This is a genomic window from Pseudomonas sp. TH21 (genome assembly GCF_016651025.1).
Lineage (GTDB): Bacteria > Pseudomonadota > Gammaproteobacteria > Pseudomonadales > Pseudomonadaceae > Aquipseudomonas > Aquipseudomonas aylmerensis.
Genome location: NZ_JAEKEQ010000001.1, coordinates 1,870,831 through 1,890,839, shown reverse-complemented (window position 1 = coordinate 1,890,839; position 20,009 = coordinate 1,870,831). Strand labels below are relative to the sequence as shown.

The window sequence follows — 20,009 nt, the reverse complement described above, 5'->3', positions numbered from 1 at the left end:
GATTGTCACCACGCCGGCGCCCCACAGCAATGACTGTAACCGCCAGGAATGATGACACTCACGCCACGCCTATCGCGTCGGCGGGTTCTCGCCCAGCGGCACCACGGCCATGGTCAGGCGCGATACGCAACTGGCCTTGCCGTCGTCGCTGGTCAGGCGAATGTCCCACACCTGGGTGGTGCGGCCGATATGGATGGCCCTGGCCACCGCCGTCACGCGCCCGCTGCGCACACCGCGCAGGTGGTTGGCGTTGACCTCAAGGCCGACGCAATAGAACTTGCTCGGGTCGATACACAGGTAGGCAGCCATGGAGCCGACGCTCTCGGCCAGCACCACCGACGCACCGCCATGCAGCAGGCCATAGGGCTGATGGGTGCGGTGATCGACCACCATGCTGGCGGTCAGGGACTCATCGTCAAAACTTTCAAAGCGGATATCCAGCAGTTCACCGATGGTGTTTTTCTGAATCGCGTTGAGTTGCTCGATATTCGGTTGGGTGCGCCACAAGCTCATACACAGTGTCCTTATTGGTTTTATTACGCCCCTAATCCTGCCACACAATCGCCTCGGTGCGCGCGCTCCAGTCGGGGAACTGTGCGCCGTAAGTCGACTCGATCACGTTGCGCTTGATCTTCAAGGTCGGGGTCAGGAAGCCGTTCTCCACGGCCCAGTTGTCCTTGACCACCACCAGCTGGCGCAAGCGCTCATGCTTGTCCAGCACCGCGTTGACCTGTTCCAGCCAGCGCTCCAGGCTGGCCTGCAACGCTTGCCGGTCCTGGCCCGGGGCCGACAGCACGCACAAGCCCATCGGCGCCGTCAGGCCATCGCCGACCACGCACACCTGCTCGATGCGCGCGTGCTCGGCCAGGCGGTTTTCAATCGGCGCCGGGGCCACGTACTTGCCTTTGCTGGTCTTGAAGATTTCCTTGAGTCGCCCGGTCAGGCGCAGGCGGCCGTCGGCGTCCTGCTCGCCCTTGTCACCGGTGCGCAGGAACCCGTCGGCAGTGACGGTTTCGGCGGTCTTACCCGGGTCCTTGAAATAGCCGAGCATGGTCGCACCGCTGCGCACCTGCACTTCGCCGGTTGGGTCGATACGCACCTCGACCTCCGGGCACGGCAGGCCGATCCAGCCGAGGGTCTGCTGGCCGGGGCGGCAGACGTGGGAGTAGCCACAGCTTTCGGTCATGCCATACACCTCAAGCACATCCAGGCCCAGGCGCTGGTACCAGCGCAACAACGCCTCGGGCACCGGCGCTGCGCCGGACAGCGCAATGCGCAATGCATCCAGGCCCAAGCCTGCCAGCACCTTGTGGCCCACGCGCTTGCCGATAAACGGCAGGCGCAGCAAGGTGTCGAGGCGTTTTTGCGGGATCTTGGCGTAGACGCCCAGCTGGAATTTGGTCCAGATCCGCGGCACCCCGAACAGCGCGGTCGGCCTGGCCCTGCGCAGGTCAACCAGGAAGGTGTCGAGGCTTTCGGCGAAAAACACGGTTTGCCCGGTATAGATCGCCGCCATTTCCACAAACATCCGCTCGGCCACGTGGCACAGCGGCAGGTAGGACAGCAGGCGGTCGTCCTCGCCCAAACCGAACAACGCGGTGCCGCGCGTGGCCGCAAAACCCAGGGCGCCAAAGCTGTGCATCACGCCTTTGGGCAGGCCGGTGGTTCCTGAGGTGTAGATGATGGTGGCCAGGTCCGACGCGGCGGGCAGCGGCTCATCCTCGATCGGCGGACAGGCTTGCAGGTCGTCCCAACTGAAGTCGAATGCGCCCGCCGGGCATAGCGGCAGGCTGACTGTCGGCACGCCTGCGGGGACCCCGGGGGCCATGGCGGGCCAGTCGTCGAGTTTGCCGATAAACACCAGGGCCGCCTCGGAATGGGTCAGCACATGGGCGACGGAGTCGGCAGTCAGGTTGGGGTACAGCGGCACCGAGACGTGACCGGCCATCCAGATTGCCAGGTCGGCGATGATCCAGTGGGCACAGTTTTTCGAGATCAGGGCAATGTGCGAACCGGCGGGCAGCTCGCGCGCGCGCAGCCAGTGCGCGGCGCAACGGGCCTGGTGGCCGACTTCGCCCCAGGTGAGGGAGTGTACGACTCCCCCGCCAATGGGCTGCACCAGCAAAGTCTTGCGCGGATGACGCGCTTCACGTTCGAAGAAGACCTGCAACGGCAAACGAAAAGCGACGGGCATGGGACGCGCTCCTTTGTGGTCCGACGATAGCCAACCAAGCACTTGCTCGGTTGACTATATAGCACACACAAAGCCGCGATAACGCCTACGGATTGTTCACGCTGACCAGGCTCATCAGCCCCGCCAGCGGGAAGTCGCCTTCCAGTTCCGCCAGGCTGGCGGTATACATCGGCTGCGGCTGGCGCAGATGGCCATGCTGCAGAAAGCTGATCAGGCTGCCGACCAGCGGCTGATGGCTGACCAGCAGCACGTTGTCATCGGTGTCGAGTTTTTCCAGCACCTGCTGCGGGTTGCCGTCGGGGGTCAGCCACGGCACCGTGCGAATCTCGGGTTGAAAGCCCAAGGCCTCGCGCACCAGGTGCGCGGTCTGTTGCGCCCGCACATAGGGGCTGGCGAGGATGGCACTAAGCGGCTGGCCGATCAGGTGCGCAGCACTGCGCAACACTTCGGCGCGGCCATGCTCGGTGAGGTTACGCTCGGCGTCCGACCGTGCATGCCCTTCGGCCTCGCCGTGGCGCAAGACCCAGAGCTTCACAGTTTCGGCTCTTCATCGCGCACCGGATGCGGTGCCGGCGGCACGCTGTGGGCGGCCTCGCCCTCTGGTGCGCGTGGGGTTGGCCAATCGGCGAAAGGCCAGGGCTTCTGCTCGGTATGGAAGCTGCCGAAACGGCCGATCTGCGCGAGGAACTGGCTGAGGCTGTCGCCGAAGTTCATCAGGCCCAGGTTCGGGGCGCCGTAGATCAGGCGGTAGATCAGTTGCACCACCACCAGCGCGCCGAGCAGGAACTGCGCGACCTGCCACACCAGGGCAAACACCAGCATCCACAGGATGCGCAGGGCAATCGACTCGTACTTGGGGGCTGCTTTGGGATCGTTCATGACGCGTTCCTCAGTTGAAACCACTGGTGGAAATAAAATCGACATCGGTTTTAGGCTCGGCCCGCATCAACAGCTCGATGACCTGGTTCAAGGTGCGCCCTTCGAACAGGATCGCGTGCAGCCCGGCGACCAGCGGCATGTACACGCCGACTTCCTGGGCCTTGGCCTTGAGCACCTTGAGGGTGTTGACCCCTTCGGCCACTTCGCCGAGCCGCGTCACCGCGTCGTCCAGGCTCAGGCCCTGGCCGAGGGCGAACCCTACCTGGTAGTTGCGGCTTTTCGGCGACGAGCAGGTGACGATCAAGTCGCCCACGCCCGCCAGCCCGAGAAAGGTCATCGGATTGGCGCCCTGGTTCACCGCAAAGCGGGTCATTTCTGCCAGGGCGCGGGTGATCAGCATGCTCTTGGTGTTTTCGCCCATGCCCAGTGCCACGGCCATGCCGGCGATGATCGCGTAGACGTTCTTCAACGCGCCGCCCAGCTCGACGCCAAAGCGGTCACTGCTGGCGTAGACGCGGAAAGTGCGGCCGTGCAGCACCGCCTGCACGCGCTCGCACAGCGCTTCATCTTCGCTGGCGATCACGGTGGCGGTCAGCGCGTGCTCGGCCACTTCCCGCGCCAGGTTCGGCCCGGAGAGCACGCCGATGCGCGCCTGCGGGGCGATCTCTTCGAGGATCTCGCTCATCAGCTTGAAGGTCTGCGCCTCGATGCCCTTGGTCAGGCTGACCAGCAGCTTGCCCGCCAACCGGTCGGCGTGCGGCGCCAGCACCGAGCGCAAGGCGCTGGAAGGCAGGGCGACGAAGCACAGGTCGCACTCGGTCAGGGTGGCCAGCAGGTCTGTAACCGGCTCGACCCCGGGAAGAATCTTGATGCCCTTGAGGTAACGCGGATTTTCGCGGTGCACCCGAATGGCCTCGGCCTGCTCGGGATCACGCATCCACTGCCGTACCGGATGGCCGTTCTCGGCCAGCAGGTTAGCCACGGCGGTACCAAAACTTCCGCCTCCCAGGACCGCAATAGGGCGCTGTTCAGTCATATGCAATCCGTTAATCCATACCAGTGGCGATGGCGGCATTATACGGAGCGACCCGCTTGCGGCCAGCCCCCGTATCAATTCGTACGCTTGTCGGAAAATGCCGCGCGCGGGTGAAGTAATTGCAAGTCCGACGACTGGCAAAAGACCCTACCTCAGTTAACATGGGCGGCTATCCGTAATTATCAAGGCCGTGCCGTGTATTTGGGCCCTCCTCCCCGTTCATCTCTGTGGCTGATGCTGTTGTGCAGTGCACCGGTATTGGCCGACGACCTGTTCCTCGACAGCCAGCCGCTGCCGCAAGTGTTGACCGCCACGCGCCTGAAGCAATCGGCCGCCGCGGTGCCCGGCAGCATGACCGTGATCGACAGCGAGCTGATCAAGGCCAGCGGCGCACGCGACATCAGCGAACTGCTGCGCCTGGTACCGGGGATGATGGTCGGCTACACCACCGGCAACCAGGCGGCAGTGAACTACCACGGCACCAGCGCCAGCGATGCGCGGCGCATGCAGGTGCTGATCGACGGCCGCTCGGTGTACCGCGCCGGCCTGGCCACGGTGGACTGGAGCGATATCCCGGTGGCCATGGAAGACATCGAGCGCATCGAGGTTTTTCGCGGGCCCAACACCGTCAGTTACGGCGCCAATGCATTGATGGCGGTGGTCAATATCCTCACGCGCTCGCCGGCCAACAGCCATGGTTCAAGGGTCAAGGTGGTGCGCGGCGAACGGGGCATCAATGACTTCTATGCCAGCCAGGGCGTGGGTTGGGAAACCGGCGATCTGCGCTTGTCGCTGTCCGGCCAGCAGGACGACGGTTTCGACACTGACGCCAGCGGCGCCGATCGCCGTGACAGCCGCCGCCTCAACCGCTTCAGCCTGGCGGTGAGCCAGACGTTGAATGCGCAGCAGAGTATCGACTGGCAACTGGATGCCAAGGAAGGCACCAATCAACGGCCTTATACCTACACCCCGGTCTTCGCCGGGATTACCGAAGGCGGTAACAATTCCGACGTCAAGTCCAAGGACTATGCCGGCTCCCTGCGCTGGAATTTCGACTTCAACCCCGACCACAGCCTGTACATCCAGGGCTCTGCGCAACAGTGGGACCGCCAGCAAGTCTGGAAGGCCTGCGACGCCAAGGTCTCGTTCAGTCCGGAACTGACCCAGTTGTGGCAGATGAACCCCAACTACGCCGAGCTGCTCGCCCGCCACATGGACACCTACAGCCAGGGCAGCGCGCCACCCGGCAGCGCCGCCGAGCAAGCGCTGGCCAACCGGGTGCTGGACCAGTGGCGCGACGGCAACAACCAGAGCGTGTGCGGCGATATCGACCAGAGCACCCGCGAAAGCCGCTACGACATCGAGGTCCAGGACACCCTCAGCCTGTCCGACAGCCTGCGCCTGGTCAGCGGTATGAATTATCGCTACGACCGGGCCGACTCCGACACCTACTTCAACGGTACCCTGGACGACACCACCTGGCGCCTGTTCGGCCAACTGGAATGGCGCGCCAGCGAACATTGGCTGCTGCAGGGCGGCGCGATGTATGAAGACACGCACCTGAGCGGCAACTCGCTGACGCCACGGGTGGCGGTCAACTACCTGATCAACCCGCGCCACGGCCTGCGCGCGGTGTACTCCGAGGCAATCCGCTCGCCGGACATGTTCGAAAACAATGTCAACTGGAGCTATCGCGTCACCAACCTCAGCTCCCCGGCCTATGGCCAGACCAGCGGCCAGTACTTCGTGAAGACGCGCGGCCCGGGCAACCTCGACAAAGAACTGATGCGCTCGCGGGAACTGGGCTACAACGGTTTCTTTGCCGATATCGGGCTGAACATGGACGTCAAGCTGTTCTACGACGAAATCACCGACATGATCAGCTCGCCGCTGCGCAACAACCAGTACATTGCCAGCAATGCCAACAGCGCACGGTTCAGCGGTGCCGAATCGCAATTCGACTGGCGCATGAGCAACGCCGACCGCCTGCGGCTCACCTATGCTTATGTGGATGCCAGCTCCAGCAATCCGCTGGACAAAGCGCAGACCGCGCGTAACAGTGGTTCGGCCGGCTGGTTGCGCGAATGGGGCCACGGCTGGTCCAGCGCGCTGTTCTACTATGGCGACGACGCACTCAACCAATATCGCTTCGAACGGGTCGACCTGCGCGTGGCCAAGCGTATTGCCCTGGGCAAAGCCAACGTGGAGCTGGCCGGCATGCTGCAACAACGCCTCGATAACCAGCCCACGACATGGGCCGATAACAATTACGACCACCGTCACGTACTCTACTTCAGCGCGGAGTTAGAGTTCTGATATGGGCGACTCGTCACGGATGACCTTCTTCTTTATTGACCTCTACACACTCTGCCGGCGCAGCGTGCTGCTGGCCTGTCTGTTGCTGGCCACACCGGCCTGGAGTGCCGAGATCCTGTTGACCGCCGCCGAGGACGGTGCCGGCGTGCAGGCTTTTACCAAGGCCCTGGCCGAGCAACGACCGCAGGACCATGTCACCTTCACGCCCCTCAAGGACCTGCCGGCCCCCAGCCACCTGCCGGCCACGACCCGCCTGATCCTGCTCGACCTGCCCGGCCTCGACTGGCGCCTGCAGGACGCCCAGGGCCCGCCGACCCTGGTGCTGCGCATCAGCCGCCTGCAAGCCCATGAACGGCCGGGCAGCACCCAGCATCCACGCATTACCCTGCTGTGGAGCGACCCGCCGCTGGAGCGCCAACTGCGCCTGATCAACAATATCCTGCCGCAAGCGCAGCGCATTGGCGTGCTCTACAGCGCCGACAGCGAATTCCTGCTGCCCGAGTTGCGCCAGCAGGCCACGTTGCTGGGCCTGGAAATCGTGCCACAGCGCTGGGACAACATTAACGACAGCCGCCCGCTGCAATCGCTGTTCAGAAACAGCGACGTGCTGCTCGGCCTCGACGATCCACAACTCTACAACCCGAAAACCGCGAAGAACCTGTTGCTCAGCAGCTACGCCCAACAATTGCCGTTGGTGGGGCCGAACGCCGGGTTCGTGCGGGCCGGCAGCCTGGCCAGCACTTACAGCGACCAGGCCGACTGGCTGAGCGTGCTCGACCATTTGCTTGAACAACCGCCAGCCACCTGGCCGCGCGCGCTGTACCCGAGACACTTCAAAGTCGTCGGCAACCCGCAAGTTGCGCGCTCACTGGGCATCGAACAGGTGGACGACGCCAGCGTCGCCGCCCGATTGGCCGAAGGAGAAAAACACCCATGACCTTGCGTCGTCGTTGGGACATCAACACCCGCACCCAGCTCATCACCCTGGGCCCGGCGCTGTTGCTGACGTTGCTGTTGATCAGCTTCTTCACCTTCGTGCGTATCCAGGACCTGCGCCAGGAACTCGACCACACCGGCCAACTGATCGCCAACCAACTGGCGCCGGCCACTGAATACGGGGTGATTTCCGGCAACAACGACGTGCTCGACAGCCTGCTGCGCGCCACGCTGGCCACGCCCCACGTGCGCTTCCTGGAGATCCAGGACAGCAGCGAGAACATCCTCGTCTACGTCGAGCAGCCCTCGGAAAAACATGACCGCTCGCTGTCGGTGAAAGTCTTCCAGGCGCCGATCCGCCTCCAGCATATCCAGCTGGGCAACGACTTTTTCCAGGACAATCTCAACGAACCCAAGGCACCCCGCGCGGACTACCTGGGCCGGGTGATTGTCGGCATGTCCAACGACGCGTTCAGCCAGCGCCAGCAGGAAATCCTGTTCAAGGCCGGGATCCTCGCGCTGTTCGCCCTGCTGTTTACCTTCCTGCTCGCACGGCGCCTGGCCGCCAGCCTGTCGCAGCCGATCAGCGCCATGGGCCACGCGGTGAAAGCCATCCAGCAAGGCGACTACAAGACGCCGCTGCCGATTGTCGATGACTCGGAACTGGGCGACCTGTCGCGGCATATCAACAACCTCGCCGAAGGCCTCAACCAGGCCAGTCGCGAACAGCAGCAGGCCATGGCGCAGTTGATCCAGACCCGCGAGGAGGCTGAGCGCGCCAACAACGCCAAGTCAGACTTCCTGGCGATGATGAGCCATGAGCTGCGCACGCCGATGAACGGCGTGCTGGGCATGCTGCAGTTGCTGGAAACCACCGAGATGACCGAGGAGCAGACCGAATACGCGGCGCTGGCCTCCGAGTCCACCGAGCACCTGCTCAAGGTCATCAACGACATCCTCGACTTCTCGCGCATCGAGCGCGCCGCCCTCGAGCTGGAGCACATTCCGTTCAACCTGGCGGACCTGATCAACAGCTGTGCCCAGGCCTTCCAGCACAGCGCCCAGCAGCGCGGGTTGGCGTTGCAACTACCGATCCCGCCCGGCATGGACACCCTGCGGGTGCAGGGCGATCCGACGCGTATCCGCCAGATCCTGGTGAACCTGATCGGCAATGCGCTGAAGTTCACCGAACACGGCACCGTCAGCGTCGAGCCCCATTGGCAGACCCTGGACCATGAACTGGTGTGGTTCACCTGCACCGTGCGCGACAGTGGCATCGGGATTTCCGCCGAACGCCTGGAATTGATGTTCGATGCGTTCCAGCAGGCTGACAGTTCCATTTCAAGACGTTACGGCGGCACTGGCCTCGGCCTGCCCATCGCCCGTACCCTGGCCGAGCGCATGGGTGGCACTTTGCGCGCCCAGAGCGAAGAAGGCCGTGGCTCGGTGTTTACCCTGGAAATCCCGCTGGCCATCGACCAGCACAGCGTGCCGGCGATTGCCGCCAACGCCGAAGGCAAGACCAGCGCCGGAGAGGGTCGCCATGTGTTGCTGGTGGAGGACAATCCGGTGAACCGCACGGTGGTCGAAGCCATGCTGCGCAGCCTGGGCTTCCAGGTCAGTCTGGCCACCGACGGCGCCGAGGCGATCCGCAGCGCCGAGAGCCTGATTTTCACTGCGATCCTGATGGATTGCCGGCTGCCGCTGATCGACGGCTATGAAGCGACCCGCCAGATTCGCCAGTTGCCGGGCTGCGCCGACCTGCCGATTATCGCCCTCACCGCGAACGCCCTGCAGGGTGACCGTGAGGCGTGTCTCGCAGCGGGAATGAACGATTACCTGGCCAAGCCGTTCAAACGCACGGATTTGCAGCAAATACTGCAGCGTTGGGTGCAATAGCGCCGCGCCATCAGCCACTTCCGACTGGCGTGAAAGACGAAAGTGCGGCAGTCTTAGGCACCCAAACGGGCCGATAAACAGGCCCGGTTTAAAATTTCAGTGAACAAGTGTACATTCAGTACCTTGCCGCTGTGACTTTCACTACAACGCAATAGTCTATGTGTAGGCTGCCGACATGAGGCATGAACGCTTCATTCGGTTCGGGAAGATTTGCCCTACCCTGCCGCATGGGATTATTGAGGAGCTCGCATGACCAAACAAAACGCCTTTACTCGGGAAGACCTGCTGCGCTGCAGTCGCGGTGAGCTGTTCGGCCCAGGTAACGCGCAACTGCCCGCCCCGAACATGCTGATGGTGGATCGCATCACCCATATCAGCGAAGAGGGTGGCAAGTACGGCAAAGGTGAATTGGTCGCCGAGCTGGATATCACCCCGGACCTGTGGTTCTTCGCCTGCCATTTCGAAGGCGACCCTGTGATGCCGGGCTGCCTGGGCCTCGACGCCATGTGGCAGCTGGTCGGTTTCTTCCTCGGCTGGCAAGGCCTGCCGGGCCGCGGCCGTGCCCTGGGTTCGGGCGAAGTGAAGTTCTTTGGCCAGGTCCTGCCGACCGCCAAGAAAGTCACCTACAACATTCAGATCAAGCGCGTCCTCAAGGGCAAGCTGAACCTGGCCATCGCCGATGGTTCGGTGAGCGTCGACGGTCGCGAGATCTATACTGCCGAAGGCCTTCGGGTCGGCGTATTCACTTCCACTGACAACTTTTAAGGGTTATCCGCATGCGCCGCGTCGTTATCACTGGTCTGGGCATCGTTTCTTGCCTGGGCAATGACAAAGAGACCGTCACCGCTAACCTGCGTGCAAGTCGCCCTGGCATCCGCTTCAACCCGGAATATGCCGAAATGGGTCTGCGTAGCCAGGTTTCCGGCTCCATCGACCTGCCCCTCGAAGAACTGATCGATCGCAAGATCTACCGCTTCGTCGGCCACGCTGCCGCCTATGCCTACCTGGCCATGAAAGACGCGATTGCCGACTCCGGCCTGAGCGAAGACCAGGTTTCGAACGTACGCACCGGCCTGATCGCCGGTTCGGGCGGCGCATCCACCCTGAACCAGATGGAAGCGCTGGACATCCTGCGCGAAAAAGGCGTCAAGCGTGTAGGCCCTTACCGCGTCACACGGACCATGGGCAGCACCGTTTCCGCCTGCCTGGCCACGCCATTCCAGATCAAGGGCGTGAACTACTCGATTTCCTCCGCCTGCGCGACCAGCGCCCACTGCATCGGGACTGCCGTTGAGCAGATCCAGCTGGGCAAGCAGGACATCGTGTTCGCCGGCGGCGGTGAAGAAGAACATTGGAGCCAGTCGTTCCTGTTCGACGCCATGGGCGCACTGTCCACCCAGTACAACGAAACCCCGGAGAAGGCCTCCCGCGCCTACGACGCCAAGCGTGACGGTTTCGTCATCGCCGGCGGTGGCGGCATGGTGGTGGTCGAGGAGCTGGAACACGCCCTCGCCCGTGGCGCCAAGATCTACGCGGAAATCGTCGGCTACGGCGCGACCTCCGACGGCTACGACATGGTTGCGCCAAGCGGTGAAGGCGCCATCCGTTGCATGCAGATGGCCATGTCCACCGTGGATACCCCAATCGACTACCTGAACACCCACGGCACGTCGACTCCGGTCGGTGACGCCAAGGAAATGGAAGGTGTGCGTGCGGTATTCGGCGACAAGGCGCCAGCCATCAGCTCCACCAAGAGCCTGTCCGGTCACTCCCTGGGCGCCGCCGGCGTTCACGAAGCGATCTACTGCCTGCTGATGATGGAAGGCAACTTCATGGCCGGTTCGGCCAACATCGACGAGATCGACCCGGTCGTCGCCGATATGCCGATCCTGACCAAGACCGTCGAAAACGCCAAGATCGACACCGTGATGAGCAACAGCTTCGGCTTCGGTGGCACCAACGCCACCCTGGTACTGAAACGCTGGCAGGGTAAGTAAGACCTGTAGCTCGACCCAATAAAAAGCCCCGACTGGTTCGGGGCTTTTTTGTGGGTGATTACAGGTGAGACCGCGGCGCCTCTATCGCAGGCAAGCCAGCTCCGGCATTTTGAAGTGTGAATACAGCCAAATGTAGGAGCTGGCTTGCCTGCGATGGCGCCAGCTCGAGCAGCTGCCCTACACCGAAAACCGCGCCACCATCGAATTCAGGTCCACCGCCAGCCGCGACAACTCCTGGCTCGCCGCGCTGGTCTGGTTCGCCCCGGTCGATGTCTGGTGCGCCAAGTCGCGAATGTTCATCAAATTGCGATCCACCTCCCGCGCCACGGCCGCCTGTTGCTCGGACGCACTGGCGATCACCAGGTTGCGCTCGTTGATCAAGGTAAACGCCGAGGCAATTTCCTCCAGTGCCATCCCCGCCGACTTGGCGATATCCAGGGTGGAACGCGCGCGACTGTTGCTCTGTTGCATCGAGCTGACCGCCTGGTCGGTGCCCTGCTGAATGCCGCTGATCATCTGCTCGATTTCCTGGGTCGATTGCTGGGTACGGTGGGCCAGCGCGCGCACTTCATCGGCCACCACCGCAAAGCCGCGCCCGGCATCCCCGGCCCGCGCCGCCTCGATGGCTGCATTCAGTGCGAGCAGGTTGGTCTGTTCGGCAATCGAGCGGATCACGTCCAGCACCTTGCTGATGCCATAGACCTTTTGCGCCAGGTCCTCGACCTGCGTCACGTTGTCGGTCACGTCAGTGGCCAGCGCCTCGATGGACACCACCGTCTGGTGCACCTGCTCACGCCCTTGCTGGGCAATGCGGTCGGACTCGCGCGAGGCCTGGGAGGTGGCCACGGCGTTACTCGCCACTTCCTCCACCGCTGCCGTCATCTGGTTGACCGCCGTGGCCGCCTGTTCGATTTCCTGGTTTTGCTGATGCAGGCCGCGCGTGGCGTCCTCGGTGACACAACTGAGCTCCTCGGAAGCCGATGCCAACTGGTTCGACGACTCGGAAATACGCCGGATAGTGTCGCGCAGGTTCTCCTGCATGCCCTTGAGCGCCTGCTGCAGGCGCGCGGGCTCGTCGTTGCCGGTGACGCTTATGTTGCCGGTGAGATCGCCACTGGCAACGCCCTGGGCGACCTTCAACGACTGCGCCAGTGGCAACACAATGCTGCGCGTCAGCCACACCGCCAGCCCGATGGTAATCAACGCCGTGAGCACGATCATGCCGATCACCCAACTGCGCGACTGGCTGAACACACTCTGCGCCAGGCTTGCCGCCAGGTTGGCGTTGGTCTTATTCAGGTTGACCAGGTCGCGCAGGGTCGCAGCCATTTCATCGGCGAGTTGATTCATTTCGCCGTTGACCACCCTGATAGCGTCCTCCAGCTGATTGGCCCTGGAAAACCCCATCACCTGTTCCTGGCGTTGCAGGTATTGCTGTTCCTGGACCTTGAAGCGGTCAAACAGCGTGCGCTCCTCGGGCAGCACGATCAGCGCTTCGTACAGGGTCTGCGCGTGATGCAAGCCGCTCTTGAGGTCATTGAGCTTGCGCTCGTTCTGCGCCAGCGCCTCGGGCTCGCGGTTAAGCAGCAAGCGCAAGGTCAGCGCGCGCACCCGCAGCAGGTCCTGGCTCATCTCCCCCACCGCCATCACGCTGGGCAGCCAGTTGTTCTCCACCTGATCCGATTGCTGGCGCATATTGGCCATCTGCAACAGGGCAAAGCCGCCCAGGGCAAACACCATCAATGCCAGCACGCCAAAGCCCAAGCCGGCGCGCGGGGCGATATTCAAACTGCGAACATTCATTGCGTAGGTTCCTTCCAGAAGCGCTGCATCCACCTGCAGCCGGTCTCCTGAACGTTATCGGCGTCCTCGCCCGATTGCGTAAGACCAAAACGCGATATCAACGAGGAGGCAAATCGCGAGGCGCTTTAGGCAGGATGGCCAGGAAGTTATCCCGCGCCACCTTGTGGGCAATGTCCTCAGGAAGCGCGTCGAGGAAGGGCTCGAAGCGGTGCATTTCCTTACCCAGCTTGTTGAAACGCCCTACCACGTCCGACCCCAGCATAAAACGCTCCGGGAAGCGCTCCACCAACGCTGTCCACTCTGGCCGAGGCTTGCCCGCGTCATCCAGCAAGTAAGGCGTGAGCATGCTCCAGGACAGGTCGATGTACAGGTTGGGATAGGCCTCCAGCAGCCGACTCAAGGTGGGCAGTAAAAAATCCATCTGCACCTGGTGGCGATGGATTTCCTTGCTGGTGCCGGCATGCGCCCAGATAAAGCGCGTGTGCGGGTGGTTGCGCAGTGATTCCTCCACTTCGGCCAGGTACAGCGGATTCCGTTCGCGCTTGGAGGTAATATTGGAGTGCAGCATCACCGGCAGGTCGTTCTCGGCCGCCAAGTGATAGATGCGGGTCATGGCTTCGTTATTCGCGCGCGGGGTATCGCCGGATGTCAGGGCGGTCAGGTCGTCGTGGCGGGTGAACACCTCGCCGATGCCCTGCCACAGCCCGGGATTGAGATCGAGCATGCGCTGGATGTGCGCGGCGGAGTTCTTGTCGTTGGGGTTGAAGCCACTGAGGAAGGGATGAAAGTGCTGGCGCTGTTCAGGCGTCAGTTTAGTCACCGCCGCCGCAACGATCACATCGGTGGCACTGTACCAATAGGCATCGGCGTCATCACCGGCGTAGTAGCGCGGGCGCTTGGGTTCGTCTTCGTGCCATTTCTTCGCCACCGGGATACCGGAAATCATCACGTGCTCGATGCGGTTATCGGCCATGGCCTTGAGCAGCTTGTCCATGCCTGCCGTCTCCTGGAAAAAATCCACGTAATGCAGGTGCGCGTCGCTGTAGGCATAGTCACGCGCGTGGGCGGCCAGGCTGGTGGCAGCGAGTAACAGGGCAAGACTCAGGCGGGTCCAGGGCACGATAAAACCTCGATAGGGGCTGACTCTGGTAGACCTTGCGCGCCTTGCCGGGGTTCAGCCGGCAAAAATCGCGGAACACCGAAGTGCCAGCATGCTCTATAACTGCATGACCTTCATCCTGCCACCCTGTGAGGTTTGCCATGCCAGTTACCGTCAATACGTTGAACGCCGACAACTTCCGTCACAGCGTCAACATCAACAACCACGAGCTGTTTACCGACCTGCCCAAAAGCCTGGGCGGTGACGATTCGGCGCCCTCCCCCCACGACTACTTCGATGCCGCGCTGGCCTCGTGCAAGGCCTTGACCGTCAAGCTCTACGCACAGAAAAAAGACATCCCGCTGACCGGCGTGACCGTGGAAGTCAGCCACGACGCCAGTGAAGAGCAAAAGGGTAAATACAAGCTCGCCGTCAAGCTGACCCTCAAGGGCGTGCTGACTGACGAGCAGCGCGACGAACTGCATCGCGTGGCGGATCGCTGCCCGGTGCACAAGCTGATGACCACGGCCGAAGTCACCATCGAGACAACATTGTCGGAAGGCGCCTTCAGCCAATAGCGGCAACCTCCCGTCGGGCGGGTTATGCTCAAAGCCACCTAACCCGCTCAGACTGGGATGCACCATGACCGCCCTCACTGTGATCCGCCCGCGCCCCGAAGATGTCGAAGGCCAGCCTATCCTGCGCCCGCTGCCTTCGCGGGAATGCCGCAGCGTCGGGCCTTTTGTGTTTTTCGACCATATGCTGCCCACCCGCTACGCACCAGGCAGCGGCATGAATATCCGCCAGCACCCGCATATCGGCCTGTCGACCCTCACCTACCTGTTCGAAGGCGCACTGCAGCACAAGGACAGCCTGGGTTCGGACCAGGTGGTGCAGGCCGGCGATGTCAGCTGGATGACTGCCGGCAGCGCAATTGCCCACGTCGAGCGCACGCCCGAGGCGCTCAAGGCCAGTGGCTTCAGCCTGCACGGGCTGCAAGTGTGGCTGGCTTCGCCCAAGGACCACGAAAACGGACCAGGGCACTACAGCCATCACCCAGCCGCGAGCCTGCCGGTGAGTAACAATCTGGGTGTGACGATCCGCATGATCGCGGGCAGCGGCTTCTGCCTGAAATCGCCGGTGCCGGTGCTGTCACCCACGCTGTATGCCGAGGTGCAGATGCAGACGGCCACCACCCTGCTGATCCCGGATGAGCATGAGGAACGCGCCGTGTATGTGCTGGACGGTGAAGCGCAGTTGGACGGCGAGGGGCTGGAGGTCAACAGCCTGGTGGTGCTGAAGCCCGGGCAGGCAATGACGTTGTTTGCCGACAGTGATTGTCACCTGGTGGTGTTTGGCGGCGCGCCACTGGATGGACCACGACGGATCAATTGGAATTTTGTCGCGAGCGATCCGGCGCTGATCGAGCAGGCCAGGCAGCGCTGGGCGGCTGGGGATTGGCCGACGGTGCCGGGAGAAACCGACAGGATCGAGTTGCCTGTCAGATAGCCTTCGCAGGCAAGCCCGCTCCCACATTCAACTGGGAGTGGGCTTGGCCGCTAAGACGCCCTGACAGGCGCTCAAGCTTTAGCCCTTGAACACTTCATCCAGCAAGTTATGCATCGACTGGAAAGCCCGCGCAGCGGTCTTTGCGTCGTACATCATCTTGCCCGGCACATTGGCATGCGGGTCGGTAAACGAATGCACCGCGCCGCCGTAGCTCAGCAGTTGCCAATCCACACCGGCCGCGTTCATTTCATCTTCAAAGGCCGGCAGTTGCTCTTTCGGCACCAACGGGTCGGAAGCACCGTGCAGCACCAGCACGGAACCCTTGATGTTCTTCGCGTCCGCCGGGTTCGGCGTGTCGAGGGTGCCGTGGAACGACACGGCAGCCTTGAGCGGCGCACCGGTACGCGCCAGCTCCAGAGAGCAGCAGCCGCCGAAACAGAAGCCAAAGGTAGCCAGTTTCGAGGTGTCCACTGCGGCTTCGGTCTGGCCTTGCAGTTGCTCAAACGCTGCTTGCATGCGCTTGTTCAACAACGGGCGGTCATTTTTCAGCGGCATCATCGCTGCACCGGCTTCATCGCCGTTGGATGGGCGCACCGTTTGCCCGTACAGGTCGGCGATCAGCACCACATAGCCTTTGCTGGCGACGGTCTTGGCGATTTCTTCGGCCCCCGCACTCACACCCATCCAGTTCGGCGCCATCAGCAGACCCGGCAGCGGGCCCTTGTGGCTGGCATCGAATGCCAGGCGGCTTTCATAAGACTGGCCATCAATCTGATAGACCACGGAACGCACAGTGACTTGGCTCATCATTTACTCCAGTTGAGGTGTAGGCGCACGCTTGCTCGGGAAGAACGTCAACAATAGCGCGAGCATCCTGAATGAACGCAGTGCCATCGAGTTTTTCATCGACAGGCGTGCACCTGCAGTGAAGCGCTACAAATGAAAAAACCCGCCGAAGCGGGTTTTTCTACAACGGTGTTAAACCGACAGTTCCACCAACAGCTTGTTCAGTCGGCGCACATAGGCGGCCGGGTCTTTCAGGCTGTCGCCAGCGGCCAGGGCCGCCTGGTCGAAGAGGATGTGCGACAGGTCGCCAAAACGCTCTTCGCTCTGCTCGCCGTCGAGTTTCTCGATCAGCGGGTGAGCCGGGTTGAATTCGAAGATCGGCTTGGAGTCCGGTACCTTCTGGCCGCTGGCTTCCAGGATCTGACGCATCTGCATGCCCAGGTCCTGCTCGCCGATAGCCAGGATCGCCGGGGAATCGGTCAGGCGGTGGGAAACCCGCACCTCGCTGACCGCGTCGCCCAGGGACGCCTTGATCCGCTCAACCAGGCCTTCTTTGGACTTGGCGACTTCTTCGGCTTCTTTCTTCTCTTCTTCGGAGTCGAGGTTACCCAGGTCCAGGTCACCACGAGCCACGTCGACGAAGGATTTGCCGTCGAACTCGTTGAGGTAGCTCATCAGCCACTCATCGATACGGTCGGTCAGCAGCAGCACTTCGATGCCTTTCTTGCGGAAGACTTCCAGGTGCGGGCTGTTCTTGACCTGCGCGTAGGTTTCGCCGGTGAGGTAGTAGATCTTGTCCTGGCCTTCCTTGGCGCGCGCCAGGTATTCGGCCAGGGCAACGTTCTGCTCGCCGTCGTCGCCTTGAGTGGAGGCAAAACGCAGCAGGCCGGCGATTTTTTCCTTGTTGGCAAAATCTTCCGCCGGGCCTTCTTTCATGACCTGGCCGAAGTTTTTCCAGAAGCCCTTGTATTGCTCAGGCTCGTTCTTCGCCAGTTTTTCCAGCATGTCGAGCACGCGCTTGGTCAGCGCCGACTTCATCGAGTCGATGATCGGGTCTTTTTGCAGGATTTCCCGCGACACGTTCAGCGACAGGTCGTTGGAGTCGACCACGCCCTTGATGAAGCGCAGGTACAGCGGCAGGAAGGATTCCGCCTGGTCCATGACGAACACGCGCTGTACGTAGAGTTTCAGGCCTTTTGGCGCTTCACGCTGGTAGAGGTCGAACGGCGCGCGGGCCGGCACATAGAGCAGCGAGCTGTATTCCAGCTTGCCTTCGACCTTGTTGTGGCTCCAGCTCAGCGGGTTTTCGTAGTCGTGACCGATGTGCTTGTAGAACTCCTGGTATTCCTCGTCCTTGATCTCGGTACGCGGACGGGTCCACAGCGCGCTGGCGCGGTTGACCACTTCCCATTCCTGGGCAGGCGCTTCTTCGCCTTCGGCAGCCGCTGGTTCTTTCGGCAGCTCGATCGGCAGGGCGATGTGGTCGGAGTACTTCTTGACGATGTTGCGCAGGCGCCAGCCATCGGCGAATTCGTCTTCACCGGACTTGAGGTGCAGGACGATGCGCGTGCCGCGATCAGCCTTGTCGATCGTGGCAATTTCGAATTCGCCCTCGCCTTTCGAGGACCAATGCACGCCTTCGCTGGCGTCGAGGCCGGCGCGGCGGCTGAAGACTTCCACCTTGTCGGCGACGATGAAGGCCGAGTAGAAGCCCACGCCGAACTGGCCGATCAGGTGCGAATCTTTCTTCTGGTCGCCCGAGAGGTTTTTCATGAAGTCGGCGGTGCCGGATTTGGCGATGGTCCCCAGGTGGGTGATCGCGTCTTCGCGGCTCATGCCGATGCCGTTGTCTTCGAGGGTGACGGTCTTGGCGTCCTTGTCGAAGCTCACGCGGATTTTCAGTTCGGCGCCGCCTTCCAGCAATTCAGGCTTGGACAGGGCTTCGAAACGTAATTTGTCGACAGCGTCAGAGGCGTTCGAGATCAATTCGCGAAGGAAGATTTCCTTGTTGGAATACAGCGAATGGATCATGAGGTGCAGCAGTTGCTTCACCTCGGTCTGGAAGCCCAGGGTTTCCTTTTGAGTTTCCACACTCATGGTCATCAAACTCCAATTGGATGGCAGTGGCCGCGCCCTTGAGGGTTGGCGGCGGGTTGTCATCAAAGTTGGGGGCTAAGAGCAGGATTTCAAGGGCGGCCGACTTCCTCAATCTTGAAATGCGCGCGGGCGGTGGCGATGGGCTCAGCCTGCGTGCTTTGCCAGGCGGTGATCGCCACATTCGCGACCCGTCGGCCCTGGCGCCACACCTGGCATTTGGCGTAGGTGTCGCGAAACTGCCCGGCACGCAGGTAATCGAGGGAGAAATCGATGATTTTCGGGAAGCCCGGCGCGCCGGTGAACACCAGCAGATGCAGCGCGGCAGACAACTCCATGAAGCCTGCGATGACCCCGCCATGCAGCGCCGGCAATATCGGGTTACCAATATTGTCCTTGTTGGCCGGCAGGCGGAACAGCAACTCATCCCCAAGCCGGGTGCATTCGATACCGATCAGCTTGGCGTAGGGGATCAGTTCGAGCAGCGCTGCGTAATCGCCGCGTTCATGGGCCTGCTCCAGGCGCGTCTTGAATCGATGGGTCATGCCTGCTCTCCCTTGATCGTGTTGCTCAACCCTTGCGCCCCTTTGAGACGCTTGCCCATGCGCATGAACGTGCCGACGACATGGGCGATAGGCTGCTGTGGGTCATCCTGGTAGGCAAAGCCGCGCGTGAAGATCACGTCGGTGGTCACCCGGTAGCATTGGGCAAACCCATAGACAGGCTGGTGCGGTGCGGCGGGATGCATGTAGTCGATACGCAGGTCGAGGGTCGGGCACACCTCGAACTCCGGCAACACGCACAGGGTGGCCATGCCGCAGGCGGTGTCCATCAGGGAGGTCAATGCGCCACCGTGAATGACGCCGGTCCGCGGGTCGCCGACCAGTTGCGGCGCATAGGGCATGAGCAGCGTGATGCCCTCCTCGCTGGCCTGATGAGCGGTGATACCCAGCACCTGACAATGGCGCAAGGCTGATACAAAGCGCGACGCACGCTCTAACAAGGGATTTTCGGTCATTCGTTGAAGACTCTTATTAGTGATGATCGGTGCAATAGCCGGCGGGCAGGAAAGTTCCTTTGCGCCGATGGTTTATATATCTGTGGAATTAAAGGAACTAATGCAGAACGCCCATGCTCGAAAGGCCAGTAGATATCTTCAATAAGGAGAAACACCCCATGCGCAAGACTTTAGCTATTTCCATGATGTTGGCCGCTGCCCTCGGTCTCGCTGCCTGCGATAAGAAATCCGAAGACAAAGCCCAAGACGCCGCCGCACATTCCGAGCAAGCTCAAAAAGATATGGCGAAGGCTCAGGATAAAGTGAACGACGCTGCGAAAGAAAACGCCGATGCTGCCAAAGCTCAGGCTGAATCGAACGAAGCCGCAGCGAAAGAAGCAGCACCTGCTACCCCTGCCAGCGGTTCTTGATACCGCGGCTTGAAATAGCTTGGCTGCAAAAAG

19 protein-coding genes and 1 pseudogene are annotated in these 20,009 nt (G+C 62.0%); 8 read left to right on the top strand and 12 right to left on the bottom strand.

Annotation, left to right across the window (positions count from 1 at the left end; translation table 11 throughout):
• Positions 1–69: 69 nt before the first annotated feature.
• The 5 genes from JFU04_RS08520 to JFU04_RS08500 form a co-directional block, all read right to left on the bottom strand.
• The gene (locus JFU04_RS08520; protein WP_201143843.1) at positions 70–513 is read right to left on the bottom strand and encodes a hotdog fold thioesterase; all 444 of its coding nucleotides are present in this window, start codon (positions 511–513) and stop codon (positions 70–72) included.
• Between the two features lie 31 nt (positions 514–544).
• A complete protein-coding gene (locus tag JFU04_RS08515; RefSeq protein ID WP_201143842.1) occupies positions 545–2,194 on the bottom strand; it encodes an AMP-binding protein in 1,650 nt (549 codons plus the stop codon).
• Positions 2,195–2,279: 85 nt separating this feature from the next.
• The gene (gene sixA / locus JFU04_RS08510) at positions 2,280–2,729 is read right to left on the bottom strand and encodes a phosphohistidine phosphatase SixA (protein WP_065901506.1); all 450 of its coding nucleotides are present in this window, start codon (positions 2,727–2,729) and stop codon (positions 2,280–2,282) included.
• Positions 2,726–3,073 carry a DUF4389 domain-containing protein gene (locus JFU04_RS08505; protein ID WP_201143841.1) on the bottom strand — a complete coding sequence of 116 codons (348 nt, stop codon included), beginning with the start codon at positions 3,071–3,073 and terminating at the stop codon, positions 2,726–2,728. Before JFU04_RS08505 ends, sixA begins: the two co-directional genes overlap by 4 nt.
• Positions 3,074–3,083: 10 nt before the next feature.
• Positions 3,084–4,109: an NAD(P)H-dependent glycerol-3-phosphate dehydrogenase gene (locus JFU04_RS08500; protein ID WP_106804683.1), complete on the bottom strand. Its 1,026-nt coding sequence runs from the start codon at positions 4,107–4,109 to the stop codon at positions 3,084–3,086.
• 195 nt (positions 4,110–4,304) lie between these two features.
• On the opposite strand from JFU04_RS08500, the gene JFU04_RS08495 reads away from it, so the two are divergent.
• From JFU04_RS08495 to fabB, 5 genes are all read left to right on the top strand, one after another.
• The gene (locus JFU04_RS08495; protein WP_315974939.1) at positions 4,305–6,425 is read left to right on the top strand and encodes a TonB-dependent receptor plug domain-containing protein; all 2,121 of its coding nucleotides are present in this window, start codon (positions 4,305–4,307) and stop codon (positions 6,423–6,425) included.
• A gap of 1 nt (position 6,426) precedes the next feature.
• Positions 6,427–7,362 carry an ABC transporter substrate-binding protein gene (locus JFU04_RS08490; RefSeq protein ID WP_106804685.1) on the top strand — a complete coding sequence of 312 codons (936 nt, stop codon included), beginning with the start codon at positions 6,427–6,429 and terminating at the stop codon, positions 7,360–7,362.
• Positions 7,359–9,260, top strand: a complete 1,902-nt coding sequence (locus JFU04_RS08485) for an ATP-binding protein (RefSeq protein ID WP_120448002.1) — start codon at positions 7,359–7,361, stop codon at positions 9,258–9,260. The genes JFU04_RS08490 and JFU04_RS08485 overlap by 4 nt, the downstream gene beginning before the upstream one ends.
• A 249-nt stretch (positions 9,261–9,509) precedes the next feature.
• The gene (gene fabA, locus JFU04_RS08480) at positions 9,510–10,025 is read left to right on the top strand and encodes a 3-hydroxyacyl-[acyl-carrier-protein] dehydratase FabA (protein WP_010211704.1); all 516 of its coding nucleotides are present in this window, start codon (positions 9,510–9,512) and stop codon (positions 10,023–10,025) included.
• An 11-nt stretch (positions 10,026–10,036) separates the two neighbouring features.
• Positions 10,037–11,257: a beta-ketoacyl-ACP synthase I gene (gene fabB, locus JFU04_RS08475; RefSeq protein ID WP_017134470.1), complete on the top strand. Its 1,221-nt coding sequence runs from the start codon at positions 10,037–10,039 to the stop codon at positions 11,255–11,257.
• Between the two features lie 177 nt (positions 11,258–11,434).
• On the opposite strand, the gene JFU04_RS30560 is transcribed toward fabB, so the two are convergent.
• The 3 genes and pseudogenes from JFU04_RS30560 to JFU04_RS08465 form a co-directional block, all read right to left on the bottom strand.
• The gene (locus tag JFU04_RS30560) at positions 11,435–12,298 is read right to left on the bottom strand and encodes a methyl-accepting chemotaxis protein (protein ID WP_404940335.1); all 864 of its coding nucleotides are present in this window, start codon (positions 12,296–12,298) and stop codon (positions 11,435–11,437) included.
• Positions 12,290–13,060, bottom strand: a pseudogene (locus JFU04_RS30555) (MCP four helix bundle domain-containing protein); the annotation flags it as partial. The pseudogene JFU04_RS30555 and the gene JFU04_RS30560, both read right to left, overlap by 9 nt.
• Before the next feature lie 97 nt (positions 13,061–13,157).
• Entirely contained in the window at positions 13,158–14,180 is a 1,023-nt protein-coding gene (locus JFU04_RS08465; protein ID WP_201143839.1) for an amidohydrolase family protein, read from the bottom strand.
• 140 nt (positions 14,181–14,320) lie between these two features.
• Here JFU04_RS08465 and JFU04_RS08460 point away from each other — a divergent pair, with 140 nt between their 5' ends.
• Complete coding sequence (locus tag JFU04_RS08460) at positions 14,321–14,737, top strand: OsmC family protein (protein WP_065901531.1); 417 nt, start codon at positions 14,321–14,323, stop codon at positions 14,735–14,737.
• 64 nt (positions 14,738–14,801) lie between these two features.
• Complete coding sequence (locus JFU04_RS08455) at positions 14,802–15,668, top strand: pirin family protein (protein WP_201143838.1); 867 nt, start codon at positions 14,802–14,804, stop codon at positions 15,666–15,668.
• 78 nt (positions 15,669–15,746) lie between these two features.
• Here the strand turns inward: JFU04_RS08455 and JFU04_RS08450 are convergent, their stop codons facing one another.
• The 4 genes from JFU04_RS08450 to JFU04_RS08435 form a co-directional block, all read right to left on the bottom strand.
• Positions 15,747–16,475, bottom strand: coding sequence for a dienelactone hydrolase family protein (locus tag JFU04_RS08450; protein ID WP_065901536.1), 729 nt, complete (start codon positions 16,473–16,475; stop codon positions 15,747–15,749).
• Between the two features lie 171 nt (positions 16,476–16,646).
• Positions 16,647–18,551 carry a molecular chaperone HtpG gene (gene htpG, locus JFU04_RS08445; protein ID WP_106805702.1) on the bottom strand — a complete coding sequence of 635 codons (1,905 nt, stop codon included), beginning with the start codon at positions 18,549–18,551 and terminating at the stop codon, positions 16,647–16,649.
• Positions 18,552–18,640: 89 nt separating this feature from the next.
• On the bottom strand, positions 18,641–19,093 hold the full coding sequence (locus JFU04_RS08440; RefSeq protein WP_106804690.1) for a PaaI family thioesterase: 453 nt from the start codon (positions 19,091–19,093) through the stop codon (positions 18,641–18,643).
• The gene (locus tag JFU04_RS08435; protein ID WP_065901542.1) at positions 19,090–19,566 is read right to left on the bottom strand and encodes a PaaI family thioesterase; all 477 of its coding nucleotides are present in this window, start codon (positions 19,564–19,566) and stop codon (positions 19,090–19,092) included. The genes JFU04_RS08440 and JFU04_RS08435 overlap by 4 nt, the downstream gene beginning before the upstream one ends.
• 158 nt (positions 19,567–19,724) lie before the next feature.
• Between JFU04_RS08435 and JFU04_RS08430 the strand changes: the two genes are divergently transcribed.
• Positions 19,725–19,976, top strand: coding sequence for a hypothetical protein (locus JFU04_RS08430; RefSeq protein ID WP_065901929.1), 252 nt, complete (start codon positions 19,725–19,727; stop codon positions 19,974–19,976).
• Positions 19,977–20,009: the final 33 nt, after the last annotated feature.